General features: G+C 58.0%; 25 protein-coding genes. 22 read left to right on the forward strand and 3 right to left on the reverse strand.

Going from position 1 to position 26,096, the window contains the following annotated elements; translation table 11 throughout:
* The first annotated feature begins 8 nt into the window (after positions 1–8).
* From K0H80_RS17980 to K0H80_RS18065, 18 genes are all read left to right on the forward strand, one after another.
* A complete protein-coding gene (locus K0H80_RS17980) occupies positions 9–257 on the forward strand; it encodes an acyl carrier protein (protein ID WP_011867307.1) in 249 nt (82 codons plus the stop codon).
* Positions 257–805 (forward strand): COG4648 family protein, encoded by a 549-nt coding sequence (locus K0H80_RS17985; RefSeq protein WP_220072478.1) that lies wholly within the window; start codon positions 257–259, stop codon positions 803–805. Before K0H80_RS17980 ends, K0H80_RS17985 begins: the two co-directional genes overlap by 1 nt.
* Positions 802–2,163, forward strand: coding sequence for an AMP-binding protein (locus K0H80_RS17990; protein ID WP_220072479.1), 1,362 nt, complete (start codon positions 802–804; stop codon positions 2,161–2,163). The genes K0H80_RS17985 and K0H80_RS17990 overlap by 4 nt, the downstream gene beginning before the upstream one ends.
* Positions 2,156–2,527 (forward strand): ApeI family dehydratase, encoded by a 372-nt coding sequence (locus K0H80_RS17995; RefSeq protein WP_220043544.1) that lies wholly within the window; start codon positions 2,156–2,158, stop codon positions 2,525–2,527. The genes K0H80_RS17990 and K0H80_RS17995 overlap by 8 nt, the downstream gene beginning before the upstream one ends.
* Positions 2,527–4,245 carry a glycosyltransferase family 2 protein gene (locus tag K0H80_RS18000; protein WP_220072480.1) on the forward strand — a complete coding sequence of 573 codons (1,719 nt, stop codon included), beginning with the start codon at positions 2,527–2,529 and terminating at the stop codon, positions 4,243–4,245. The genes K0H80_RS17995 and K0H80_RS18000 overlap by 1 nt, the downstream gene beginning before the upstream one ends.
* Entirely contained in the window at positions 4,246–5,808 is a 1,563-nt protein-coding gene (locus K0H80_RS18005; protein ID WP_220072481.1) for an HAL/PAL/TAL family ammonia-lyase, read from the forward strand.
* 10 nt (positions 5,809–5,818) lie between these two features.
* Complete coding sequence (locus K0H80_RS18010; RefSeq protein ID WP_220072482.1) at positions 5,819–6,253, forward strand: acyl-CoA thioesterase; 435 nt, start codon at positions 5,819–5,821, stop codon at positions 6,251–6,253.
* Complete coding sequence (locus K0H80_RS18015; RefSeq protein WP_220072483.1) at positions 6,250–7,041, forward strand: outer membrane lipoprotein carrier protein LolA; 792 nt, start codon at positions 6,250–6,252, stop codon at positions 7,039–7,041. Before K0H80_RS18010 ends, K0H80_RS18015 begins: the two co-directional genes overlap by 4 nt.
* The gene (locus K0H80_RS18020; protein ID WP_220072484.1) at positions 7,038–9,569 is read left to right on the forward strand and encodes an MMPL family transporter; all 2,532 of its coding nucleotides are present in this window, start codon (positions 7,038–7,040) and stop codon (positions 9,567–9,569) included. The genes K0H80_RS18015 and K0H80_RS18020 overlap by 4 nt, the downstream gene beginning before the upstream one ends.
* Positions 9,566–10,825, forward strand: coding sequence for an NAD(P)/FAD-dependent oxidoreductase (locus K0H80_RS18025; RefSeq protein WP_220072485.1), 1,260 nt, complete (start codon positions 9,566–9,568; stop codon positions 10,823–10,825). Before K0H80_RS18020 ends, K0H80_RS18025 begins: the two co-directional genes overlap by 4 nt.
* On the forward strand, positions 10,816–11,388 hold the full coding sequence (locus K0H80_RS18030) for a DUF3261 domain-containing protein (protein WP_220072486.1): 573 nt from the start codon (positions 10,816–10,818) through the stop codon (positions 11,386–11,388). Before K0H80_RS18025 ends, K0H80_RS18030 begins: the two co-directional genes overlap by 10 nt.
* Positions 11,389–11,420: 32 nt before the next feature.
* A complete protein-coding gene (locus K0H80_RS18035; RefSeq protein ID WP_220072487.1) occupies positions 11,421–12,626 on the forward strand; it encodes a beta-ketoacyl-[acyl-carrier-protein] synthase family protein in 1,206 nt (401 codons plus the stop codon).
* A gap of 53 nt (positions 12,627–12,679) precedes the next feature.
* Complete coding sequence (locus K0H80_RS18040; protein WP_434086627.1) at positions 12,680–13,219, forward strand: hotdog family protein; 540 nt, start codon at positions 12,680–12,682, stop codon at positions 13,217–13,219.
* A complete protein-coding gene (locus K0H80_RS18045; RefSeq protein WP_220059267.1) occupies positions 13,216–13,941 on the forward strand; it encodes a 3-ketoacyl-ACP reductase FabG2 in 726 nt (241 codons plus the stop codon). Before K0H80_RS18040 ends, K0H80_RS18045 begins: the two co-directional genes overlap by 4 nt.
* Positions 13,941–15,182, forward strand: coding sequence for a beta-ketoacyl-ACP synthase (locus K0H80_RS18050; RefSeq protein ID WP_220072488.1), 1,242 nt, complete (start codon positions 13,941–13,943; stop codon positions 15,180–15,182). The genes K0H80_RS18045 and K0H80_RS18050 overlap by 1 nt, the downstream gene beginning before the upstream one ends.
* 117 nt (positions 15,183–15,299) lie before the next feature.
* On the forward strand, positions 15,300–15,755 hold the full coding sequence (locus tag K0H80_RS18055) for a GNAT family N-acetyltransferase (protein ID WP_011867322.1): 456 nt from the start codon (positions 15,300–15,302) through the stop codon (positions 15,753–15,755).
* 143 nt (positions 15,756–15,898) lie between these two features.
* Positions 15,899–16,237, forward strand: coding sequence for a rhodanese-like domain-containing protein (locus K0H80_RS18060; protein ID WP_220072489.1), 339 nt, complete (start codon positions 15,899–15,901; stop codon positions 16,235–16,237).
* Positions 16,230–16,415, forward strand: a complete 186-nt coding sequence (locus K0H80_RS18065; protein WP_220072490.1) for a hypothetical protein — start codon at positions 16,230–16,232, stop codon at positions 16,413–16,415. The genes K0H80_RS18060 and K0H80_RS18065 overlap by 8 nt, the downstream gene beginning before the upstream one ends.
* 150 nt (positions 16,416–16,565) lie before the next feature.
* On the opposite strand, the gene K0H80_RS18070 is transcribed toward K0H80_RS18065, so the two are convergent.
* Positions 16,566–17,159, reverse strand: coding sequence for an FMN-dependent NADH-azoreductase (locus K0H80_RS18070; RefSeq protein WP_011867324.1), 594 nt, complete (start codon positions 17,157–17,159; stop codon positions 16,566–16,568).
* A 323-nt stretch (positions 17,160–17,482) separates the two neighbouring features.
* On the opposite strand from K0H80_RS18070, the gene plsB reads away from it, so the two are divergent.
* A complete protein-coding gene (gene plsB / locus K0H80_RS18075; RefSeq protein WP_220072491.1) occupies positions 17,483–19,906 on the forward strand; it encodes a glycerol-3-phosphate 1-O-acyltransferase PlsB in 2,424 nt (807 codons plus the stop codon).
* Positions 19,906–21,162, forward strand: a complete 1,257-nt coding sequence (gene mtr / locus K0H80_RS18080; RefSeq protein WP_220072492.1) for a tryptophan permease — start codon at positions 19,906–19,908, stop codon at positions 21,160–21,162. The genes plsB and mtr overlap by 1 nt, the downstream gene beginning before the upstream one ends.
* 70 nt (positions 21,163–21,232) lie before the next feature.
* Here the strand turns inward: mtr and K0H80_RS18085 are convergent, their stop codons facing one another.
* Positions 21,233–21,646 carry a globin family protein gene (locus K0H80_RS18085; RefSeq protein WP_220072493.1) on the reverse strand — a complete coding sequence of 138 codons (414 nt, stop codon included), beginning with the start codon at positions 21,644–21,646 and terminating at the stop codon, positions 21,233–21,235.
* 143 nt (positions 21,647–21,789) lie between these two features.
* Here K0H80_RS18085 and K0H80_RS18090 point away from each other — a divergent pair, with 143 nt between their 5' ends.
* Positions 21,790–22,569, forward strand: a complete 780-nt coding sequence (locus K0H80_RS18090) for a VOC family protein (RefSeq protein ID WP_220072494.1) — start codon at positions 21,790–21,792, stop codon at positions 22,567–22,569.
* Positions 22,570–22,728: 159 nt separating this feature from the next.
* On the forward strand, positions 22,729–22,881 hold the full coding sequence (locus K0H80_RS18095; protein WP_186300602.1) for a hypothetical protein: 153 nt from the start codon (positions 22,729–22,731) through the stop codon (positions 22,879–22,881).
* Between the two features lie 70 nt (positions 22,882–22,951).
* Here K0H80_RS18095 and K0H80_RS18100 read toward each other — a convergent pair whose 3' ends face one another.
* Positions 22,952–26,095 carry an efflux RND transporter permease subunit gene (locus K0H80_RS18100; protein ID WP_011867329.1) on the reverse strand — a complete coding sequence of 1,048 codons (3,144 nt, stop codon included), beginning with the start codon at positions 26,093–26,095 and terminating at the stop codon, positions 22,952–22,954.
* Position 26,096 lies beyond the last annotated feature (1 nt).

The raw sequence follows: 26,096 nt of genomic DNA on the forward strand, positions 1-26,096 counted from the left end.
GAGGCAGCATGCAAAATCGTGAGCAAATTCTACAGATGCTGACTCAGATCCTTGTGGATGAGTTTGAAATCGATGCCGACGACATCACCCCAGAGGCATCCCTGTACCAAGAGCTGGATCTCGACAGCATAGACGCTGTGGATCTAGTGATTAAGCTACAACAACTCACGGGCAAGAAGATCCAGCCCGACGAGTTTAAGGCCGTGCGTACCGTCGACGACGTGGTAACGGCTATCGAAGGGCTAGTGAAGCAGTAATGCGCCTGTTCCTGCAACTAGTCACCGGCCTGGTCGTGCTGGGGTACCCCCTGGCCGTCTACTTCGGCCTGAACTATTTGCCGCCGGGCGTGATCGCCCTCCTGCTCTGCTCTCTGCTGCTGCTCAGGCTCGCCCTGCAGAGACAACAGGTCAGGGCCATGATGCTGCCAATCGTCGTGGGCATCTTCCTGACCGCGGGCAGCTACCTGGCGAAGCAGACTGCCTGGCTGCTCTACTATCCCGTGGTGATCAACCTGAGCATGTTGGCGCTGTTTGCCTACTCCCTCAAACATGGTCCCAACATGATAGAGCGTCTCGCCAGGCTGAAGGAGCCGGATCTTCCCGACGAGGCGATCCCCTACCTGCGCAAGGTCACCCAGATCTGGTGTGGTCTGTTTGTCTTCAACGGCGCCATGGCCCTCTACACCGCCAGCGCCACTAGCCTGGCGACCTGGACCCTCTATAATGGATTTATCGCCTATCTGCTGATCGGTACACTGCTCGGCGGAGAATGGTTATATCGCACCTTCTGGTTGAAAAAGTCATGACAGCCCTACTCAAACATTGGCTCAGGCATGGGCCGGCGAGCCAGCAGCTTATCAGCTTCAATCACCACGATATTCTGACGGGTGAGGCCTTTACCGCCCAGGTAGCCGCCATCTTCGAGGCACTGAGCCAACACAAGGCGAAGCGCTGGCTGTTGGCCTGCGACAGCAGCGACCTGTTCGCGGTCGGCCTGTGCGCCGGTCTGCTGGCCGGAAAACAGCTTATTCTGCCCGCTAACACCCAGGGCGGTACCCTGAGTGAACTCACCCATGAGTTCGACGCCGTGCTGGCAGACAGTCCGCTGTGCGAGGCCAAAGACTATGTCGCCCTGCATAAGGATCTCAAACATCCTGGCCCCTGGCCGACCAGCGAAACCTTCGGAGAGCTGATCCTCTTTACCTCAGGCTCAAGCGGACAGCCCAAGGCGATCACTAAAACGCTGGATCAACTCGATGCCGAGGTGACGGTACTGGAACAGACCTTTGCCAATCACCTGCCCCAATGCAGCGTGATCGCCACCGTCTCCCATCAGCATATCTATGGTCTGTTGTTTAAGGTGCTCTGGCCCCTGGCCGCCAGCCGCCCCTTCCTGAGCGATCTGGTGGAATACCCAGAGACCCTGACCTATTACGCCAACCTGTTTCCCAACCTTTGCCTAATCAGCAGCCCGGCGCAGCTTTCTCGCCTGCCCGATGCCCTGGAGCATCAGCAGCAGCTGCGCGCGCCCAGCCTGATCTTCAGTTCGGGCGGCCCGCTGAGCCTGGAGGCCGCCAATGCCATCGCCCACTGCTATGGCAAGCCGCCCATCGAGGTCTTCGGCAGCACGGAAACTGGCGGCATCGCCTATCGTCGTCAGCAGGACAACCAGCAGAGCTGGCGCGCCTTTGCCACCCATGAGATCAAGCAAGATCCAGACGACGGTGCCCTCTGGCTCAAGTCCCCTTATCTGGAAAGTAGCGACTGGCTCAGGTGTGACGACAAGATTCAGCTGATCGCTCCCGGCGAGTTCGTATTGCAGGGACGACTGGATCGCATCGTTAAGATAGAGGAGAAGCGCCTGTCACTGGTGCAGATGGAAGCCCTACTAGAGAGCCACCCCTTAGTGGATCAGGCCGCCCTCGTGGTGCTGGAGCAACCCAGGGTACAGCTGGGCGCCGCCATCAGGCTGTCTGCCGAGGGCAACGCCTTGCTGGAGCAGGAAGGTAAACTGGCGGTCAACAACGCCCTCAAGCAGCATCTGCTGAGTCAGTTTGAGCGCGTCACCCTGCCAAGACGCTGGCGTTACCCCGCCGAGCTACCACTCAACACCCAGGGCAAGCGTATCCACAAGGAGCTGTTGGAGTTGTTTCTTCATGATTAAATCTAACCTGCCACCCATCATGGCCAAACGTTGCCTGGAAGATGGTGTCGAATGGCAGCTGCGCATCGATGCCGACCTGCCCTATTTCGAGGGGCATTTTCCCGAGCAGGCGGTGCTTCCCGGCGTGACCCAACTGGATTGGGCGGTGCAGCTGGGCGCCAGCGAATTTGGCTATGCGCCCCAGGTGCAGAGCCTAGAGGTACTCAAGTTTCAACAGCTGATCCTGCCCGGCAGCGAGGTGCAACTAAAGATCAGCCTCAATCGCGCCAAACATAAGCTCACCTTCGCCTACTATCAGGGCGAGCAGCGCTTCGGCTCGGGCCGTATCTGCCTGACGCCACTCGACAAAGAGGAGAAAGGCTGATGCAGCTGGCATTAGTCATCCCCAACTACAACCATCGCCAGGCGATCAAGGCTACCCTTGCACGCCTTGAGTCCTTGGGACTCACCTGTTATCTGGTTAACGATGGCAGCGACGACGAGACCCGCCACCTGCTCTGCCAGCTGGCGGCGCAGCACGACTGGGTGCGCCTGCTGCACCATCCCTTCAATCGGGGCAAGGGTGCGGCGGTGATGACAGGCCTCAGGGCCGCCTATGCCGATGGTTTTAGCCATGCACTGCAGGTAGACGCCGACGGCCAGCACGATCTTGACGATATTCCTAAGATGATCGAGACGGCTAAGGCTCAGCCCCATGCGCTGATCTCCGGCCTGCCACAATACGACGAGTCTGTGCCCAAGGGGCGCCTCTATGGCCGCTACCTCACTCACTTCTGGGTCTGGGTCGAGACCCTGAGCCTGGATATTCGAGACTCCATGTGCGGTTTTCGCGTCTACCCTCTGGCCGCCACCGAGCAGCTGTTTCTCAACGAGGCACTGGGCGAGCGCATGGACTTCGATATCGAGGTGCTGGTCAAGCTCTACTGGCAGGGCGTCGAGGTAAAACACCTGCCGACAAGGGTGATCTACCCAGAAGATGGCACCAGCCACTTCCAGGGCTTCAAAGACAATGTGCGCATCTCCGCCATGCACAGCAAGCTCTTCTTCGGCATGTTAAGACGCATGCCACAACTGCTGCGCCACAAGCGTAGTCGCCCCAAGGCGGTGAAACACTGGTCTCGCATGGGCGAGCGCGGCAGCTACTGGGGCATCAAGCTGTTGGCCACCAGTTATAAGCTGGGCGGCCACTGGCTATGCCGCGCCATCATGTATCCGGTGATCTGCTACTTCTTCGCCACGGGCCGTACGGCTAGGCGCGCCAGCCAGACTTTTCTGCGTCAGGTGCAGCGACTCGAACCCAAACATCCGGATCTCCAGGGCGAGATAAACTGGCGCCACAGCCTCAAGCACTTCATCGCCTTCGGCAATGCGGCACTGGATCGTATCGACGCCTGGTGCGACCGCATCAAACTCAGCCAGGTCGACTTTCCCGACCGCGAGGTACTCGCCAAGCCGCTGGCACAGGGACAAGGTGCCGTGCTGCTGGTTTCCCACCTGGGTAACTTGGAGCTTTGCCGCGCCATCTCGATTCACCAGCGCAAGGTGAAGGTCAATGTCATGGTGCTGACCCAGAACGCGGAGAACTTCAACCGGGTACTGAAACAGCTCAATCCAGACAGTGCCCTCAACCTGATCCAGGTGACCGAACTGGGCCCCAGCACCTCTATGCTGTTGCAGCAGAAGATAGAGCAGGGAGAACTCGTGGTGATCGCCGGCGATCGCACCTCCACCAGCAGTGAAGGCCGGGTACTTTACGCCCCCTTCATGGGTAAGGAGGCGCCTTTCCCACAAGGTCCATTTATTCTGGCCAGCCTGCTGGACTGCCCCGTGTACCTGATGCTCTGCCTCAGGGAAAACGGCCGCTACCGGGTGCACGTAGAGCACTTTGCAGACACCCTCAAGGGGCCGCGTGCCGGCCGCATGGAACGACTACAAGCAGCGGTGAATCGTTACGCCGAGCGTCTGGAACACTACGCCCGCCGTGCACCGCTGCAATGGTTTAACTTTTTCGATTTTTGGCGCAAGGACGATGAACTCCTGCGCGAGGCCAAGCCTCAAACGCCTAACAGGACAGAGAAATAGATGACACAGACGACTCAATCCCCCGCCTCCGCCACCCTGGTCGAATTTGGCCAGCGTAATCTCACTCTCGAGGAGGTCGTTGCCATCGCCAAGGGCGCCAAGGCCCAGCTCAAGGAGAGCGCCGACTATCAGGAATATATCCAGAAAGGTGCCCGCTTTATCGACAGCCTGTTAGCCGAAGAGGGCGTGGTTTATGGCGTCACCACAGGCTACGGCGACTCCTGTACAGTCACAGTCGGCCTGGATCTGGTGCACGAACTGCCACTGCATCTGTCGCGCTTCCACGGCTGTGGCATGGGTAATATTCTCTCCGTCTTGCAGGCCAGGGCCGTGATGGCGTGCCGCCTAAGCTCGCTGGCCGTGGGTAAATCTGGCGTCAGCTACGAACTGCTGAAACGCATCGAGACTCTGCTGAACCTGGGCATCACCCCGGTTATCCCAGAAGAGGGCTCTGTGGGCGCCAGCGGCGATCTCACCCCTCTCTCCTATCTGGCCGCCGTGCTAGTGGGCGAGCGCGAGGTGATCTACCAAGACGAACGCCGCGATACCGCCGATGTGTACCGTGAACTGAACATTACGCCATTGACTCTGCGTCCCAAGGAGGGCCTGGCCCTGATGAACGGCACCGCCGTCATGACGGCGCTGGCCTGTCTTGCCTACGACAGGGCTCAATACCTGAACCGTCTGGCCAGCCGTATCACCGCCATGGCCTCGCTGACCCTCAAGGGTAACTCCAACCACTTCGACGACATTCTGTTTGCGGCCAAACCACATCCGGGCCAGAACCAGATCGCCGCCTGGATTCGTGAAGATCTCAACCACCACGAGCATCCACGCAACTCGGATCGCCTACAAGACAGATACTCGATCCGCTGCGCGCCGCACATCATAGGCGTGCTGCAAGATGCGCTGCCCTTCATGCGTCAGTTTATCGAGACCGAACTCAATAGCGCCAACGACAACCCTATCGTCGATGGCGAGGGCGAGCACGTACTCCATGGCGGCCACTTCTATGGCGGCCATATCGGCTTCGTGATGGACTCGATGAAGAACGCCATCGCCAATATCGCCGATCTTATCGACCGCCAGATGGCGTTGGTGATGGACCCTAAATTTAACAATGGCCTGCCCGCCAATCTCTCTGGCGCCCAAGGCAGCCGCAAGGCGATCAACCACGGCTTCAAGGCGGTGCAGATAGGCGTATCGGCCTGGACCGCCGAGGCGCTAAAGAACACCATGCCTGCCAGTGTGTTCTCACGCTCCACCGAGTGTCACAATCAAGACAAGGTGAGCATGGGCACTATCGCCGCCCGCGACTGTATGCGCGTGTTGCAACTCACCGAACAGGTAGCCGCGGCTGCGCTGCTGGCCATGACCCAGGGCATTCACCTGCGTATCGCCCAGGGCGAACTCTGCCATGCCTCGCTCACAACCTCTGTGGCCAAGACACTCGATCAGGTGAGCGCCGACTTTGAACTGCTTACCGAAGACAGACCCCTGGAGACCGTGCTTAGGCAGACGGTCGACAAGATCCAGCAGGGACTGTGGGAAGTGTGTCACTAGGAGGCGCGAGATGAAGGCACTGCTCACCACAGAGATGGAGATGGTCATCCCCTTCCACGACGTCGACTCCATGGGGATCACCTGGCACGGTAACTATCTTAGATATTTCGAGATCGCCCGCTGTCAGCTGCTGGACGAGATCGACTATGGCTATCGCAAGATGCAGGCCTCCGGCTATGCCTGGCCCATTATCGATTTGCAGATAAAATATGTGCAGGCCAGCACCTTCGAGCAGAGGGTCAAGGTGATCGCCAGCCTAGTGGAGTGGGAGAACCGTCTCAAGATCACCTATCAGGTGCGCGACGCCAAGACCAATCAGCGCCTGACCAAGGGTTATACCGTACAGGCGGCGGTCGAGATGGAGAGCAAGGAGCTCTGCCTAGTCACCCCTGCCTGCTTCAGAGACAAGATTGCCCACCTGCTGCCAAGCGAGGCGCTGGCATGATGACCCCTATGCTTCACCGCATCACTAGCCTTCACCGCATCACTTGCCTTCACCGCATCGCCAGCCTTTACCGCATCGCTAAGCCCGGCCTGTTTTGCCTGCTGTTTTGTCCTATGTTCTGCCTAAGTCTCGTTAGTTTCGTAACTCATGCAGAACAATCAACCGACTATGAGGCACTTTTTAAAGCGAGCGCGGACAATGCAGCCCTATCCAAGCTGGTGACCCGCCTGGGCGGCGGTGAGTCGGCAAGGGGCGAGTTTACCCAGTCCCGCTACCTCAAGGTGCTTAAGAAGCCGCTGGTGAGCCGCGGCGAGTTCCTGTTTCAGGACAAACTGGGGATCGCCTGGCTACAGACAGCACCCTTTCCCTCTGGCCTGGTGCTGACGCAAAACACCCTGGTGCAGATAGATGCCGACGGCAACCGTCAGGTGAGCCACGCCGATGACAATCCACAGGCGGGCGCCATGGCGCAGATGATGCCCAAGCTGATGAGCGCCCTGCTAAGTGGCGACATCGCCCCCCTGGAGGCGCAGTTTACCCTGCATCTACAACAGCAAGCAGAGTGCTGGCAACTGGGCCTGGAGCCGATAGATCCCCTCATCAAGCAGGCGATGCCACGCATAGTGCTACAGGGAAGCGAGCAGCTAGAGTCTCTCAGCCTGCTGGATAACCGCGGCGATTTCAGCGTGATCGAATTTAACGCCTTGGCGCAGCGTCCGCTGACGGCGGATGAGCAGGCCTATTTCAAACTCGACGCCGCCCCTCGCCCCGCGACAGAGGCGAGATGATCCTCAACCTCAGCGACCGCCTGGGTCGCCTCTCTGCCAATACCCGCCTGGTTATCTGGCTGGTGCTGCTGGCCGCCATGGCGCTGCTAGCCGCACAGGCGCTGAGCCGCGGCGCCGGGGTGCAGAGTGACATCCTGGCCATGCTCCCCAAGATCCAGGAAGATCCCCTCACCCAGAGGGCGATAGACAGGGTCGAGCAACAGCTGGCCAATCGCATCTACCTAGGGGTCGTCAGCCCGGACCAAGCCACCGCCGTCAAAGGCGCCAAGCAACTGCTGAGTGCACTCCAGGGGGCTCCCGAGGCCTTTACCCAGGTGCAGAGCGCCGATATGCAGGGCGCCCAGGCCCTCAATCGCTTCTATTTTCCCTATCGCTTTCACCTGCTCACCGCGCAGCAGAAAGATCTGCTCGCAAATGGACAATTAGCCAAGTTAGAGGCTAATACGCTCGCCCAGCTCTACAATGCCTTCGGCTACGCCAATAGCCAACTACTGAGCCAAGACCCGCTACTGCTCTACCCCGAGCTACTGAAACAGCTCTCGCCCCAGCGCCGCCTCAAGGTAGTCGACGGCATTCTGGTAGGCCAGGAATTAGCCCAGGACGCTAGCGTTCGAACCTCCTTAAACAAAGACACGCAAGGAAACAGCGTCGCCATTGTCATGGCCCAAGGAGTCGGCAGCGCCTTCAACCCTAAGGCACAAGAGCTGCAGTTAGCCAGGCTAGAAGAGGCGATAAGCCAGATACAGCAAAGCCTTGAGCCTGAGCAAGAAGTGACAGTAATAAAAGGTGGCGCCCTGTTTCATGCCGCGGCGGCAACAACACAGGCAAAAAGAGAGGTCTCCAGCCTGGGGCTTGCCTCGCTGATCGGCGTCACCCTGCTGGTATGGCTGGCGTTTCGCTCTATCATGCCGCTGACCATAGCCGCCTTGACCATAGCCACCAGCCTGCTGTTCGCCCTGAGCGCAACCCTATGGATCTTCACCCAGGTTCACCTGCTCACCCTGGTATTTGGTACCAGCCTGATCGGGATCGCCATCGACTACAGCTTCCACTTCTACTGTGAGCGCCTGCAAAGCCAGAAAGCCGTTTCAGGGACAGCCACTCAAACCACAGGAATAACCGCGACTGACGCAGTCGCCCGCGTGTTTCCCGCCGCTAGCCTGGCACTACTCACCACTGTCATCGCCTACCTGGCCATTGGCCTGACGCCATTCCCCGGTATGCAGCAGGTGGCCGTTTTCTGCGCCGCGGGACTCCTAGGCGCCTATCTAACACTGATCTTCGCCTATCCCAAGCTGGCCAATAGCACCATGAGACCCGGCGATCGCGCGCTCGGCTTGGCGGCGCGTTACCTCAATGCCATGCAGGCCATCGCGCGGCCCATCAATGGGGCCAAAGGAATAGCAATTGCCCTCGGCCTGCTACTCCTGACTATATTTGGCCTGAATAGACTCGGGGTAAACGATGATATTCGCGCTCTGCAACAGAGTCCTCTGAGCGTCACCCAGAGCGAGCAGCGGCTACGCCAGGTGATGAGCGGCGGCACAGATAACCAGTTTATCCTGGTACGGGCAGAGACCGCCGAGGCGCTGCTGACACGGCTGGAGGTGCTGTCGCCGACGCTCGCCTCACTGCAACACCAAGGTGTGCTAGGCAACTCGGTTAATCTGGCTCGCTACCTGCCCAGTCAGGCAAGCCAGCTGGAGGCCTATCGCCTACAGGGGCAGATCTACCACAAGCTGCCTGAGGTGTTGGCGCGGCTGGGGCTGGACGACGACTTGGCACCCTCCCTGATGGAGAACTTCGAGGCCAGCGCCAATGAGGCCATCACCCCGGATAATTTCTTCGCCTCCCGTGCCGGTGAACTGTTCGTTCCCCTATGGCTGGCGCCCGATGGGACTGATGCTCAAGCTCATGCTCAAATTCAAGCTCAAGCTCAAACACAGCCAAGCGATAAAACCTCTGGCAGTGACGGCGCCACATACGGCGCAATTGTCCTGCTAGGCGGCATCACAGATCTTGAGGCCTTAACCCAGGCAATCAGCCCATTAAGTGGCGTAACCTTGGTGGATAAGGTACAGGATATCTCGGATGTGATGGCCAAGTATCGCAGCCTAACCCTGAGCCTGCTGGGCCTGGCGCTCGTCGTCGCAGGGCTTATCTTCTCGCTGCGCTTCGGCCTCAAGATGGCGCTGTGGATCACGGCCGTGCCCGCCCTGGCGGCGCTGCTCACCTTGGCAGGCCTGGGATTAGCCGGCTCACCACTCACCCTGTTTCATGCACTGGCGCTGATCTTGGTCTTTGGCATAGGCGTCGACTACAGCCTGTTTTTCGCCGAGAGCCATAGAGGCGAAGGCGTGATGATGGCGGTATTCATGTCCGCCTGTTCGACCCTGATGGCCTTCGGTCTGCTGGCCTTCAGCCAGACACCGGCCATCCACTATTTCGGCCTGACATTACTCCTGGGGATAGGCCTTACCTTCGTGCTCTCCCCCTTTATTCACACATTAACAAGGATTGATAAGTGACCCCTTTCGCGCAAACAGCCGCTCAGACGGACCATTATGATGTGATAGTGATAGGTGCGGGCCCCTCGGGCAGCGTTGCCGCCAGCCTGCTGCATCAACAGGGTAAGCGTGTCTTAGTCTTGGAGAAGCAGCATTTTCCGCGCTTCTCCATCGGCGAGAGCCTGCTGCCCTGCTGCATGCAGGTGATTGCCGAGGCTAATATGCTCGATGCCGTCAATCAGGCGGGGTATCAATTCAAGAACGGCGCGGCCTTCAACGCCAATGGCCGCTCGACCTACTTCGACTTTACCGACAAGTTCACCCCAGGGCCGGGCACCACCTTTCAGGTCGAACGCGGCGACTTCGATAAGCTACTCGCCGACACGGCCGTCAGACAAGGGGTCGAGATCCGCTATGGCCAGCGCGTCGATGCGGTAGATCTGAGCCATAACCCTAGGCTCACCATCAGCGACGAGCAGGGACAAAGCTATGAGCTGAGCGCCGACTACCTGCTGGATGCCAGCGGTTTCGGCCGTGTGCTGCCTAGGTTGCTGGACCTGGAGCGTCCCTCCAATCTACCCAGCCGCACGGCGATATTTACCCATATCCAGGACAATATCGACAGCGTCGACATGGGCGACTACCACTTCGATCGCAACAAGATACTGATCAGCGTCCACCCGGATAATCGCGACATCTGGTATTGGCTGATCCCCTTCAGCAACGGCCGCTGCTCGCTGGGCGTGGTGGGCGAGCCTCACCTGCTGGGCGAAGATGCCGATCTAGAGGCCACACTGATGCGCCTGGTGCGGGAAGAGCCGCGCCTCAAGCAGCTACTCAGCCGCGCCGAGATAATACGCAAGCCCGCCAAGCTGGCAGGTTACTCGGCCAACGTCAGCACCCTGGCTAGCGATAAATTTGCCCTGCTGGGCAACGCCGGTGAGTTTCTCGATCCCGTGTTCTCCTCTGGCGTCACTATCGCGATGCAATCAGCCTCTATTGCGGCTAAATGTGTCGTAAAACAGCTCAATGGTGAATCGGTCGACTGGCAGACAGAATATGCCCAGCCGCTGATGCGCGGCGTCGATACCTTCAGAACCTATGTACAGGCCTGGTACGATGGCCGCTTCCAGGATGTGATCTTCTATCAGAACCCCAACCCTAAGATTAAGCAGATGATCTGCTCTATCCTGGCGGGCTACGCCTGGGACGAGAGTAATCCTTTTGTGGCGGAATCTGAGCGTCGTCTCAACATGGTGGTCGAGTTATGCCGTTAAGGGCGAGTCTCCTCATCTGCATGGCGCTGCTACTGAGCGCCTGCGCCCACAAGCTAGACAGGCAAACCTGTATGGCCCTGGCTCAGGGCGTCGACTACTGCCTGGCGCCTCTGCCCGACTCGGCGCCCGTCAGTCAGAGCCAGCTGGTCAAACTCAAGGTGAAACAGGCCTGGCATCAGCTGCTGAGTCAGCTGGATCTGACCCCCGAGTCGCTAACCCTGGTAGGCCTGGCCCCTCTTGGACAGCCGCTGTTTACCCTCAGCTATGACGGCCAGCGGCTGATCAGCGAGCAGAGCGTCTTATTGGGAGATCAATTTAAGGCCGAGTATCTCCTTGGGCTGTTGCAATTGATATACTGGCAGCCAGAGGATGTAAATCACCATTTACAAGGCGCGACACTGGCCGACTACGCCTGTGATGCAGCCTATTGCAGAAGATTATATGCTAGCGATGGCGAGACAATCATGGATATCCGCTATAGCCGGACGAGCCCCTGGACAGCCGAGGTGACGCTGGAGTTTCACCAGGCTCAGCTGACGCTGAACATCCAGCCGCTAGAGTAAACCAGAGCCTAATAGCCAAAAGAACGGACACGATGACACAGATAGCTATCACCCACCTAGGATTATGCACCCCATTGGGCGACGATCCCCAGACCGTCTTACGCCGCCTGCTCGATGGCGACACCCAGGGCATGAGGTGGCGTGACGACCTGATCCCTGACAGCCAGGTGTTGGTGGGAATGGTCACCACAGAGTTGCCGAGCATAGCGCCCGAATTACAAAGATTCGACTGTCGCAACAATCAGTTACTCCAGCGCGCCGCCGAGCAGATCGCCCCGGCGGTCGAGGCGGCCAAGACCCAATACGGCGCGGATCGCATAGGTATCGTCCTAGGAACCAGCACCTCAGGTATCGCCAGGGGCGAGAAGGCACTGGCCTACCGCGCCAAGCATGGGGTATTGCCCGCCGATTACCTCTACTCCAAGCAGGAGCTAGGTAACAGCTGTGACTTTCTGCAGCACTATTTCGACCTCACGGGCCCCTGCTATACGGTATCGACCGCCTGCTCATCCAGCGCCAAGGTATTCGCCAGCGCCAAGCGCCTGCTCCTGGCCGGCGTCTGCGACATGGTGATCGTCGGCGGCGCCGACAGCCTATGTAAGTTGACCCTGAACGGCTTCCACTCGCTCGAATCTGTCTCCAAGGCCCATTGCCAACCCTTTAGCCGTAACCGCGACGGCATCAATATCGGTGAGGGCGCAGCGCTATTTACCTTAACCCTAGGCAAGGCCGAGCTGATGCTCGCCGGTGTGGGGGAGTCCAGCGACGCCCACCATATCTCCTCGCCCCATCCAGAGGGCGATGGCGCCGTGGTCGCCATCGAGATGGCGCTCAAGGATGCAGCCATCGCCCCGTCACAGGTGGGCTACATCAACCTACACGGCACGGCGACCATAAAGAATGATGCCATGGAGAGTCGCGCCCTACTCAAGGTGTTCGGCGAACAGCTGCCACCAGTGAGTTCTACTAAGCCGCTCACCGGCCATGCTCTTGGCGCCGCCGGTGCCCTGGAGGCGGCCTTCTGCCTGCTGCTCCTCTCAGATCTTAATCGAGAGCATGGGCTACCACCCCAGGTGGGAGACGGACTGTGGGATGACGACAATCCGGCGCTGCCCTTCGTATCACAGGGGCACAGCACTCGGCCTGAGAATGCTGGGCTCGAATATGTCATGAGCAACTCCTTTGCCTTTGGCGGCAGCAATGCCAGCGTCATCTTCTGCCGGGGAGCCAAGCGATAATGTCAACGCAAGATTTACAGCCAGATTCACTTACTATGTCTGAGCCACAAGCTATGTCTAAGCCACAAGCCATATCTGAGTCACAAGCTATGTCACAGCCAAACACAGCGCTTACCGAGATCCCGCTTGAACAGGTGCTGCCCCACCGCGCACCTATGATCTTGATCGACAAGCTGCTCGAGCAGGCGCCAGACACCCTGCTTACCGAGGTGAGCATAAGCACAAACAGCGCCTATTTCGACGCTGCCAGCCAGTCTGTGCCTAACTATGTGGGCATAGAATATATGGCTCAGAGCATCGCCGCCCTCGCAGGCCTGGAGGCCAGCGCCCGAGGCGAACCCATTCGTGTCGGCTTCCTGCTCGGCACGCGCAAATTAACATTCGCAATCCCCGCCTACCGAGTCGGCGAGCGTTACCAAACCCGGGTCAGCCGCCTCTATCAGGAAGATAACGGTCTGGCGGTGTTTGATTGTAAAATATTCCACAACAATCAACTTGTGGCAGAGGCTAATGTCAATGTATTCCAGCCTCAAGACACCCAGGCCTATATCCTAGAGAGCCAGGCGGGTACGGAAGAAGAGAAAGCAAGATGAATAAACGTGTATTGATCACAGGTGCCAGTCGCGGCATCGGCAAGGCCATCGCCCTCAAGCTGGCCGAGACAGGCTATGATATCGCCCTGCATTTCCACAGCAATCAGGCGGCGGCCGATGCAACCCAGACAGAGCTCGAGGCATTAGGGGCCAAGGTGAGCCGACTGCAGTTCGATGTGGCGGACCGCGCCGGCGTCAAGGCTGCCATAGAGGCCGATATCGACCAGCACGGTGCCTACTATGGCGTGGTGCTCAACGCTGGGATCACCCGGGACACCGCCTTTCCTGCCATGAGCGACGAGGAGTGGGACGGGGTGATCCACACCAACCTGGATGGCTTCTACAACGTTATCCATCCCTGCACCATGCCAATGATCCAATCACGCCAGGGTGGTCGCATCATCACCATGGCGTCTGTCTCAGGCATCGCGGGTAACCGTGGCCAGGTCAACTACAGCGCCTCCAAGGCGGGCATCATAGGCGCTACCAAGGCGCTGAGCCTGGAGCTGGCCAAACGTAAGATCACGGTCAACTGCATCGCCCCCGGGCTGATAGAGACAGACATGGTGGAGTCGTTCCCCCAGGAGATGGTCAAGGAGTTAGTTCCTATGCGCCGCATGGGCAAGGCCTCGGAGATCGCCGGCCTGGCCAACTTCCTCATGTCTGACGACGCAGCCTACATCACCCGCCAGGTGATCTCGGTAAATGGTGGCATGATCTGATGAATAACAAGACTCGACGCGTAGTGATCACCGGCGCCGGCGGCGTCACCGCCCTGGGCCACGACTGGCCAAGCATCGCCCAGCGCCTGCAGGCCAAGCAAAATTGCGTCCAGCGCATAGACGAGTGGGACAGGTTCGATGGCCTCAACACACGTCTGGCCGCGCCGGTCACAGACTTTGAGAAACCGGCGCACTATTCGCGCAAGAAGATCCGCTCCATGGGACGAGTCTCTGTCATGGCGGCCTGGGCCAGCGAGAAGGCGCTGATGGATGCTGGCCTGCTGGACGATCCCATAGTCACCTCAGGTGCCATGGGCATCGCCTACGGCTCCTCCACCGGCAGTACGGATCCCATCATCGCCTTCGGCGACATGCTTAAAGAGGGCGACATGTCTGGGGTCACGGCCACCAGCTATATCCGCATGATGGCCCATACCACTGCGGTCAACGTCGGTGTCTTCTTCGGTCTCAAGGGCCGGGTGCATACCACCAGCAGCGCCTGCACCTCGGGCAGTCAGGGCATAGGCTACGCCTATGAGGCGATCAAATATGGTCAGCAGGATCTCATGTTGGCCGGCGGCGCCGAGGAGCTCTGTCCCACCGAGGCCGTGGTATTCGATACCCTGTTTGCCACCAGCACCAAGAATGATACGCCAAGTGAGACGCCGAGCCCCTTCGATCGCGACAGGGACGGCCTGGTGATCGGCGAAGGCGCCTGTACCCTGGTACTGGAAGAGCTGGAACACGCCAAGGCCCGCGGCGCCAAGATCTACGCCGAGTTAGTGGGTTTCGGCACCAACTCTGATGGCTTGCATGTGACTCAGCCTAACGCCGATACCATGGAAGTAGCTATCCGCCTGGCCCTGAAGGATGCCGACCTGGACGCCGACAAGATAGGCTATGTCAATGCCCATGGCACAGCCACGGATCGCGGCGACATCGCCGAGACCCAGGCCACCCAGGCGGTATTTGGCGAGCGCATGCCCATCTCCTCCCTCAAGAGTTACACGGGCCACACCTTAGGCGCGTGCGGCGCACTGGAGGCCTGGCTCAGTGTCGAGATGATGAATGCCGGCTGGTTTGCCCCCACCCTCAACCTCAAGCATATCGATCCCGCCTGTGGTCAACTGGACTACATCAAGGATGAGGTTCGCAAACTCACTACCGACTATGTGATGAGCAACAACTTCGCCTTCGGCGGTATCAACACCTCGCTGATCTTCAAGCGCTGGCAAGACTAACATCGAAACAACCGCCACGGATGATCGCGACCGAGTCATAAGACTCATCGCGGTCGTCGGCGGCTGGCACAGGCTTTGCTGAGGCTTAGGATCCCTAATTACAAGATGGAGCTTAAGATGCAATTTGTGCTCGGAGTCGTCAGCCACGCCAGCGTCGTCAAGATGCTAGAACAACACCTGGAAGATATGTATGCCACCTCGCCGCCAGAGAGTGTGCACGCTTTAGATTTAAGCGAATTAAAACAAGACGATATTAGATTTTGGACCCTATGGGAGGCCGACCGACTCTGCGGCTGCGGCGCCATCAAACGCCTCTCGCCCGAGCATGGCGAGCTTAAGTCGATGCGGGTCGCCAACTACTATCGCCAACGTGGCATAGGCGAGCGGATCTTGCACCATCTTCAGGCAGATGCCGCCCAAAATGGGATGACGCGCCTCAGCCTGGAAACCGGCAGCATGGGCTTCTTCCTCCCGGCTCGGCGCCTGTACCAGAAATTTGGTTTCGTCGAGTGCGCCCCCTTCGGCCGCTACCAGGATGATCCCAACAGCGTCTTCATGACCAAGCGGCTCTGACATAACATTGGTTTGCACTTAGCAGTCCCTTGGCTTGCCCTTAACTGGCAACTGGTTTGCGCTTAACTTGCACTCGACCATCAATTAGAATAATCTTATTGAAGTAAATCTTATAGACTCAATTCTAATTGTAGGGGCAAACCATGTTTCAATCTCTCTTAGCCAAGCTATCTGGAAGCCATCCCGCCGAGCAATGCTGGCAACTGATCGAACAGGGCGTACAGGTTATCGATGTACGCTCTCCCCAGGAATATGCCGGTGGCCACCTGCCAAACGCGCTTAATGTCCCCCTGGATCAACTGGCCCAGTGGCTGACCCAACACAGCGATAAGCAGACCCCCTTCGTGCTCTACTGCGGCGCGGGGATCCGTGCCCAGAAGGGTTGCGACATCTTAAGGGCCAACGGCTTTAGCTGTGCCATCAACGGTGGCGCCCTCAAAGATCTGCTCTGCTATCAGCCACAAAGCCTCGCCAATGGCTGACACCAAAACTCGACCTGAAACCGAGCTGCCGATTCCTCAGGCCAAACACTCGGCTCCAGAAACGCCCAGGCCCAGATACCAATTTAGCGCCAATCGCACCCATGGGCGCCATAGGGTGCGCTATGTGGAAACCAGCCAGCAGAGTGACGAGTGCACCCTGTGCGAGCTGGCACAATAGTCGTTAGCTCAATAGTCCTAAGCTAGGTAGGCGTCAACAGAATAGTTGTTAGCTAGATAAAAAAAGGCGCTCAAACTTAGCGCCTCAACCTAGAGATGGGTTAAATGTGGTTGACGATGAAAACCATGGGCTATTAGCGCCCAAAAAAACTTAAGCTACCAGCTGCTCTATGCTCTGCTTGGCTTGGCTGATCCCCTGCTCATTCGCTTCTGGACCCATGTTGAGGGCTTCGCCGTAAACGGTTTCCACCTCGTCGATACCAATAAAGCCAAGCACTGTCTTGAGGTAAGGCACCACGTGGTCGCTCGCACCATTCTTGTGTACGCCGCCGCGAGTGGTTACCAAGACCGCACGCTTACCTTCTACCAAACCTTTAGGGCCTGTCTCTGTGTAGGTGAAGGTTACGCCGGCACGGGCCACCAGATCGATCCAGTTTTTCAGCTGGGTCGGAATGCTGAAGTTATACATAGGGGCGGCGATCACCAGTGTGTCGTGCGCCTTCAACTCGGCCACCAGCTCGTCTGACAGGGCCAACACCTCTTGTTGGCGCGGACTCAGCTCATCACCACCACGTAGCCCCATGGCGATCTCGCCATCGAGTACAGGCAGTGGCTGCGCCGCCAGATCCCTGACCGTTACCTCGGCGCCCTGACCCTGCCAGTGTTGCTGCAGGTGGTCTATCAGCTTAGCCGATTGTGAGTAGTCCCCTAAGATGCTTGATTTCAATACCAGTACTTTTGCCATAATCTGCTCCAATTCAAATCTCTGTTACAACCAATTGAGGCCAGTTTATCCACCATTTAACCGAAAGATAAGCGCATTAAATGCGAAAATAAGTTCGATTTAATTGAAAGGTTTGGCGATCGGAGAAATTTGAATAGACGGCAGAGATACGGCTAAGCCTCTCAGCCACTGGGGTTGGCGCACACCTAAGGCCGATGGGAGATGAAACTCGAGCCTGAGCGGCTGTGATCTCGGCTAACGGACGGCGAGACAAATTAGGAACCCCTAACCATTTTCTGGTATTCTATGCCGTTATTAAACATGACTCCTATGCATAAAGAATAATGTCCAAACAAGACTCTCTTTGGTTTAAATCCTTACGTTGGATCCAGAAGAAACTCGTGCACACCATAGTGGTGCCTCAGGATCCCTTTGCCGATCTCAACCTGGATTCAGACAGACCCCTGGTCTATGTGATGAAGACAGAATCGATCAGTGACATCGCTGCACTGAGCGAGGTAACCGACCGACTCGGCCTGCCCAGCCCCTATCAGCCGCTGGATGTCGAGGGAGAACAGGCGCCGCGAGTCGTCTGTGTCGAAGGAGCCAAGCCGCTATTTGGCGAACGCGAAGGCAACGAGTTTTACCTCGAAAGCTTCTCGCGCCTGCTGAGCGCCCACAAGAAACATCCTGAGCTGGATATTCAGCTGGTACCCGTCAGCCTCTACTGGGGTCGCACCCCAGGCAAGGAAGATGACAGCATGAAGGCCGCGGTGCTGGAGCGCGAGAGCCCCACCTGGCTACGTAAGTGCCTGATGATCATCTTCCTCGGCCGCCACAACTTCGTGCAATTTTCCAATGCCATGTCGCTACGCTACATGGCCGACGAGCACGGCACCGACAAGCGCATCGCCCAGAAGCTGGCACGCGTGGCCAGGGTGCACTTCAGCCGTCAACGTAAGGTGATGACAGGCCCAGTACTGCCTAACCGCCAGAACCTGTTCCACGCCCTGCTGAAATCTGAGTCGATGAAGAAGGCGATTCTGGAAGAGGCTCAGAGCAAGAAGATCTCCGAGGCCAAGGCCCGCGAGACCGCCATGGAATATCTCGATGAGATCGCCGCCGACTACTCAGACAGCCTGGTGCGTATCGCTGAGCGTTTCCTCACCTGGCTGTGGAACAAGCTCTACAAGGGGATCAACATCAAGGGCGCCGAGCAGATCCGTCAGCTGCACCACGACGGCCACGAGATCGTCTACGTGCCCTGTCATCGTAGCCACATGGACTACCTGCTGCTCTCATATATTCTCTATTACCAAGGCATGGTACCGCCCCATATCGCCGCCGGGATTAACCTCAACTTCTGGCCCGCCGGCCCCATGTTCCGCCGCGGTGGCGCCTTCTTTATTCGTCGCAGTTTCCGCGGCAACAAGCTCTACACAGCGGTATTCCGTGAATACCTGGATCAGCTGTTTGCCAAGGGTTATTCGGTGGAGTACTTCACCGAGGGCGGCCGCTCACGTACCGGTCGCCTGCTGGCACCTAAGACGGGCATGATCGCCATGACACTGAACAGTGTGCTGCGTGGCGTCGAGCGTCCCGTCACTCTGGTTCCCGTCTATCTGGGCTACGACCATGTGATGGAGGTAGCGACCTATCACAAGGAGCTGAGCGGTAAGAAGAAGCAGAAAGAATCTGTCTGGCAGGTGTTCGGCGCCATACGTAAGCTGGGCAACTTCGGCCAGGGTTATGTTAACTTCGGTGAGCCTATTACCCTGCATACCTACCTCAACGAGCAGGTGCCCGAGTGGCGCGAAGAGCTGGCCCAGGATCCCGAGCAGAAGCCAAGCTGGCTGACCCCAGTGGTCAACACCCTGGCTAACCGCGTCATGACCCGCATCAACGATGCCGCCGCCGTCAGCTCTATTACCCTGACCAGCCTGGTGCTGTTGGCCTCTGAGCAGAATGCCCTGCAGCGCAGCCAGCTGGAAAAGCAACTGGATCTCTATCTGTCGTTGCTCAAGAGCGTGCCCTACACGGGTTACACCTCAGTGGTCGAAGGCGACGGCGCTAAGCTGATCGCCCAGGGCCTTGAGCTGAAGAAGCTCAAGCTGGACAGCGACCCGCTGGGTGACATCATCTCCATCGATGAGAGCCTGGCGATTGCCATGACCTACTATCGCAATAACATCATCCACCTGTTGGTGATCCCATCATTGATCGCCAGCTGCCTGACCCGCCAGGATGAATGTAGCCGCGACGAGATCATCGCCACGGTGAAAGATTTCTACCCGCTGCTACAGGCCGAGCTGTTTATGGGGATCGATAACCTCGAGACCTATGTCAATCAGCTGCTGGATCAGCTACTGGCCGAAAACCTCATCGACGAAGATAAGCATTTCAGCGTCAAGCCAGATGGCCTCAACCAGCTGTTACTGCTGGCCGGTACCATCAGCGAGACCATGCAGCGCTACGCCATCATCTTCAACCTGCTGGCGGCCTCGCCTAAGATTGAGCGCTCTGAACTCGAAAGTGACAGCCACCAGCTGGCCCAGCGTCTGGGCGCGCTCCATGGCATCACGGCTCCTGAATTCTATGACAAGAAGCTCTACGGCACCCTGAGCGTCAAGCTCAAGGAGCTGGGTTACTTGGCCGATGACAGCCACAGCGAAGATGTTCAGCGTATTCGCACCCGGGCCAACAGCCTGCTAAGGAGCTCGGTTAGACAGACCATAGTCGACAGCGTCGCCGCGGAGCATCAAGCCTAATGGCCAATCATATGAATGCGGCCAAGCATAAGGCCTCGGGTAAGTCGCTACTGGGCGGCGCCATGATCATCGCAGGTACTGCCGTGGGCGCGGGTATGTTCTCCCTGCCAGTGGTCGGCGCCGGCATGTGGTTTAGCTACTCAGTGCTCATGATGCTGGGCGTCTGGTTCTGCATGCTGGTCTCTGGCCTGCTGCTACTGGAGACCAACCTGCACTATGAGCCGGGTGCCAGCTTCGATACCCTCACCCGGGATACCCTGGGTAACTTCTGGCGTATCGTCAACGGCCTCTCTATCGCCTTCGTACTCTATATTCTGGCCTATGCCTATATCAGTGGCGGCGGCTCTATCGTCAACCATAGCCTGAGTAGCTTAGGCATCGAGCTACCTCAGAGCTTCGCCGGCCTGGTGTTTGCGCTGGGGCTGGCGATTATCGTCTTTATCAGCACCAAGGCGGTGGATCGCATCACCACCATCATGCTGGGCGGGATGATCATCACCTTCTTCCTCGCCATAGGAAATCTGCTTATCGAGGTGGAACCCGCCAAGCTGTTTGTGCCCGATGGTGAGGCCAATTATCTGCCCTACATGCTGGCCGCCATCCCCTTCGGTCTGGTGAGTTTCGGCTATCACGGCAACGTCCCCAGCCTAGTAAAATACTATGGCAAGGACCCAGGTACTATCGTCAAGGCGATCACCTTAGGTACCCTCATCGCCTTCGTGATCTACCTGTGCTGGCTGGTCGCCACCATGGGGAACATCACTCGCAGCGGCTTTGTCGAGGTGATTGCCCAGGGCGGTAACATGGGCGTGCTGGTCGCGGCGCTCTCGGATGTGATGGCCAGCGACTGGCTGACCACTATGCTGACCCTGTTTGCCAACCTGGCGGTAGCCTCCTCCTTCCTCGGGGTGACCCTGGGGCTGTTCGACTATCTCGCCGACCTGTTTGGCTTCGATGAGTCGCGCACCGGACGCCTCAAGACGGCGGCAGTGACCTTCCTGCCACCGACTGTGTTAGGTCTGCTATTCCCTAACGGCTTTTTGATCGCCATCGGCTTTGCCGCCCTGGCCGCCACCGTATGGGCCGCCATAGTGCCGGCCCTGATGGCCTATCGCGCCAGACAGATGTTCCCTGACAGCCAGAGTTTCAGGGTGCCAGGCGGCACAGTAGTTATCGCCATAGTGATCTTCTACGGCCTGTTGACCGCGGCCTGCCACCTGCTTGCCATGGCAGACCTGCTGCCCATGTACGGCTAGCCTAAGGGGTTATCTCTTAAGCAGAAAAAGGCGCTCGATGAGCGCCTTTTTTCTTTAAAAGAGTCACAAATTACCTGTCCAGCAGCGGCTTCATGGTATCGGCCACCAGATGAATCACCGCCACCCAGGCCTCGCGCACCTCGCGGGTGTAAGCCTCCCCCAGACCTGTCTTCAGGGTATAGAGCAGGGCATTACCCACAGGGGTAAAGTGGGACTGTCTGACGCCATAGGCTTGGTGACGACGTGCCAGCTCATGCAGCTTAGGCACCAAGGCATCGAGATCTGTCAGTCCCTCCACCGCCGCCTTCAACATGGCCATCAGCTTACGCCCCTGAGACCGAATGTCCTGCTTAAACAGGGGCCGCAGATTAGGGTCTATCTGAAACAGGGCATCGTAAAAAATTGCCGCCGCCTGCTCGCTGATCGGCTCGACCTGTTTAAATGAGGTTTGTACAAGATCTATCTGGGTGGACGTCAGGCTCATCGAAACTCCCTCTTCGCAATAACTCTCCCCACAGCATAGACATAAATGGCAAAACAGGCTTAACTAAATTGATATCACGACAGATTTTTCATTAGGGAAGGTGCGAACAAGTCGTCGCACCTTCCTCAGCAAAGGACTCAAAGATGAAGATTACTAGCTATCAACATGGCGACCCCTGTTGGATCGAACTAGCCAGTCACGAGGCCGCCTCGGGTAAACATTTCTACAGCGCGCTGTTTGACTGGCAGCTCAAGGATATGCCGATCCCCGACGGTGTCTACACCATGTTTGCCATAGAGGATGACGACATAGGGGCCATGTATCAGCTGCCGCAAAATATGGTCGACGACAAGGTGCCAACCCACTGGAGCATCTACTTCGCCGTCGACGATCTCGAGGCCAGCCTGGAAGCCGTATTGGCTAACGGTGGCCAGGTGATCCTAGGTCCCCACAGCGTGGGCGATGCGGGCAAGATGGCCCAATGTCTGGATCCAGAAGGCGCCAGCTTCTCCCTCTGGCAGGCCGGCGCCCATATTGGCTCCATACGGATGGGCGAAGCTAACACCCTCTGCTGGGCCGAGCTCTGCTGTCGTGATACCGCCAGGGCCCAGGCCTTCTACACTAAGGTCATGGGCTGGCAGGTGCGTGAGTCGCAGATGGAAGACTTCACCTACTATGAGTGGCTCCAGGGGGAGCGCGCCGTCGGTGGCATGATGGCCATGACCGAGGAGTGGGGCGATATGCCACCACACTGGATGCCCTACATCATGGTAGATAACTGCGATGCCACGGTCGCCAAGGCCACAGAGATAGGCGGTCAGGTGTGTGTGCCGCCGACGGATATACCCGAGGTGGGACGCTTCTCTGTGATCAACGACCCTCAAGGCGGCACACTGTCAGTCATAAGACTCAACATGACCTAAATCTCTAGTAGTAAAGCGCTAATCTTGAGTTGGGATGGGGATCAGGCATTGTTTTAACCCTTTGTTTTGGTTAGGTTCGTAACATTGCGAATTTATTTTGGCAATGTTGTTAACTACTAATCAGGGAAGTAAACCATGCTTAAAAAATGGATGCCTATAATGGCGACGACTCTCGTTATCGGCCTTAGCGGTTGTGCGTCAACCCAAGAGTCAGATACAGAAACCACCGCCGACAACGGCAGCACCAAGGCTAGCCAGCAGTGTAAGAAAGTACGCTCAACCGGCTCCAACATCGGCCGTTGTCAGAAATAACGGTTACCAGATAGAAAAAAAGCACTGCGATTGCAGTGCTTTTTTGTGCCTAATCTAACCTATGTACGAATCAAGCCTCGGCAGAGTGCTTGAGGCGACGGCCATAGATCAGCAGGTAGAGGGCTGGCAGCACGAACAGCGACAGCAGCGGCGCTGTGATCATGCCGCCCACCATAGGCGCGGCAATCTTTTGCATCACATCATTACCCGAGCCCGCACCCCACATGATAGGCAAGAGGCCGAAGAAGATGGTCGCTACCGTCATCGCCTTGGGACGAATACGCATCACGGCACCTTCTATCAGAGCCTCCTTGAGATCCGCCACATACTCGTAGCCGCCAGTGTCTTTACGGTGCTTGATGGCATTATTGAGATAGACCAACATCACCACCCCAAATTCCGCCGCCACCCCGGCCAGCGCAATCATCCCTACCGCCACGGCCACCGACATGTTGAAGTCCAGCGCGAACAGCAACCAGGTGCTGCCCACCAAGGCGAAAGGCAGACTCAACATGATGATAGAGGCCTGAAGTGGCGAGCCGAAGGTCATCATCAGCAGGATGAAGATCACCCCGAGGGCCATAGGGATCACCTTCTTCAGCTTGGCATCGACCCGCTGCATATACTCATACTGGCCGGCGAAGCTGTAGCTATATCTCGGTGGTACCTTGAGCTGCTGATCCAGCGCCGACTTGGCCTCATCGATATACTCGCCGATCGAGGTGTTTTGAATATCCACAAACACCCAGGAGATCAGGCGGCCGTTCTCACTCTTGAGCATAGGCGCGCCGTCGGTGATCTCGATATCGGCCAGGTTGCGCAGCGGCAGATAGTGACCCGACTTAGTGATCACCGGCAGCTCCCTGAGCTTCTCGATATTGTCCCGCAGCGCCCGCGGATATCGCAGATTGATCGGGTAACGCTCGGCCCCTTGAATCGACTCGCCGATATCCATACCGCCGATGGCGTAACGCACCACGTCCTGAATATCGGTCAGTGTCATGCCGTAGCGTGAGGCCACATCCAACTTGGGCGTGATATCCACGTAACGGCCACCACCCACCCGCTCTGCGTAGGCCGACTTGGTATTGGGCAGCTGGCTGAGGATCGCCTCGATATCGGCCCCCACCTTCTGCAGCTCGTTGACGTCGGCGCCGGTGATCTTGATCCCCACAGGGGTCTTGATACCGGTAGAGAGCATGTCGATACGCGTCTTGATCGGCTGCACCCAGGCGTTAGTCAGACCAGGCACCTTGACCGTCTTCTGCAGCTGATCGATCACCCCCTGCAAGTCGACGCCCTCACGCCACTCCTCTCTGGGCTTGAGCATGATAGTGGTCTCCAGCATGGTGAGCGGCGCGGGGTCGGTCGCCGTCTCGGCGCGTCCCACCTTACCGAAGACCCGCTTCACCTCGGGCACCGTCTTGATCAGCCTGTCTGTCTGTTGCAGCACCTCGGCCGCCTTGCTGGCGCTGATGCCAGGCAGGGCCGTCGGCATGTAGAGCAGATCCCCCTCCTCCAGCTCGGGCATGAACTCGCTGCCCATCTTGGTCACGGGATACCAGGCGCTGCCCAGGGCGATCACCGCCAGCATCAGGGTGATCTTGGGGAAGCGCAGCACCATATTGAGCGCAGGCTTATAGAGGGCAATCAGCACACGGCTGATGGGGTTGCTGGTCTCCTTGGGGATCTTGCCGCGAATAAAGTACCCCATCAGGATAGGCACTAGCGTTATCGACAGAATCGCCGCCGCGGCCATGGCAAAGGTCTTGGTATAGGCCAGCGGGCTAAACAGGCGCCCCTCCTGGGCCTCAAGGGCAAACACGGGCACGAAGCTCAGGGTGATGATCAACAGCGAGAAGAACAGCGCCGGGCCGACCTCGATGGAGGCCTTGGCGACGATATGCCAGTGCTCCTTGTTGTCCGGATCCCTGCGGTACTCGTCCTTAAAGTGCTCCAGATGCTTGTGCATGTTCTCGATCATCACGATGGCACCATCCACCACGGCGCCGATGGCGATAGCGATCCCGCCTAGGCTCATGATGTTGGCGTTCACCCCCATCTTATTCATCACGATGAAGGCGATCAGAATCGACAGTGGCAGGGTGATCACCGCAACCAGGGTCGAGCGGGCATGGAGCAGGAACAGCAGACACACCAGGCCCACCACCAGCATCTCTTCGATCACCTTGTGGAACAGGTTGTCCACCGACTTGTTGATCAGCTCAGATCTGTCATAGGTGGGAATGATCTCCACCCCTTGTGGCAGACCCGCCTTGAGCTGCTCAAGCTTAGCCTTGACCGCGTCTATGGTGGCCAGGGCGTTTTCGCCGTAGCGCATCACGATAATGCCGCCGACCACCTCGCCTTCACCATCGAGCTCGGCAATGCCGCGCCGTGAGGCTGGCCCCTTGCGCACGGTCGCCACATCTTTGAGTAGCAAAGCGGTGCCAGAGGGACTTGTGACCCCCAGAGGAATCTCCCTGAAGTCATCCAGCGTCTGACGATAGCCCTTGGCGCGCACCATATATTCGGCCTCGGCCATCTCGATCACTGAGCCGCCCGCCTCGGTGTTGGACTTGTTGATGGCGTTCTTCACCGCGGCAATGTCCAGCTTGTAGATGGCCAGCTTGTCGGGCTCGATCACTATCTGATAGGTCTGTTCCATGCCGCCGACGGTCGCCACCTCGGACACCCCGGCCACGCTCTGTAGCTCTAGCTTGAGATACCAGTCCTGCAGGCTCTTGAGCTGGGAGAGATCCAGGTTACCTGAACGGTCAACCAGGGCATACTCATAGATCCAGCCGACACCCGAGGCGTCTGGCCCCAGCGATGGCTGAAGCCCTTGGGGCAAGCGACTGCTGACCTGGCTCAGGTATTCCAGCACGCGCGAACGCGCCCAGTAGATATCTGTGCCATCTTCGAAGATCACATAAACATAGGAGTCACCGAAGAAGGAGTAGCCCCGCACTGTCTTGGCGCCGGGCACCGCCAACATGGCGGTCGACAGAGGATAGGTCACCTGCTCTTCCACCAGCTTAGGTGCCTGACCCGGATAAGGCGTCTTGATGATCACCTGCACGTCCGATAGATCCGGCAGCGCATCCAAAGGCGTCTTTCTCAGCTCCTGCACGCCCCAGACAGTGATCATCAGTGCGATGATCAACACCATCAATCGCTGGGCGATGGAGGCCTCGATAATTTTCTTTAACATA

This window comes from Shewanella aegiceratis (assembly GCF_019457495.1).
Taxonomy (GTDB): Bacteria; Pseudomonadota; Gammaproteobacteria; order Enterobacterales; family Shewanellaceae; genus Shewanella; species Shewanella loihica.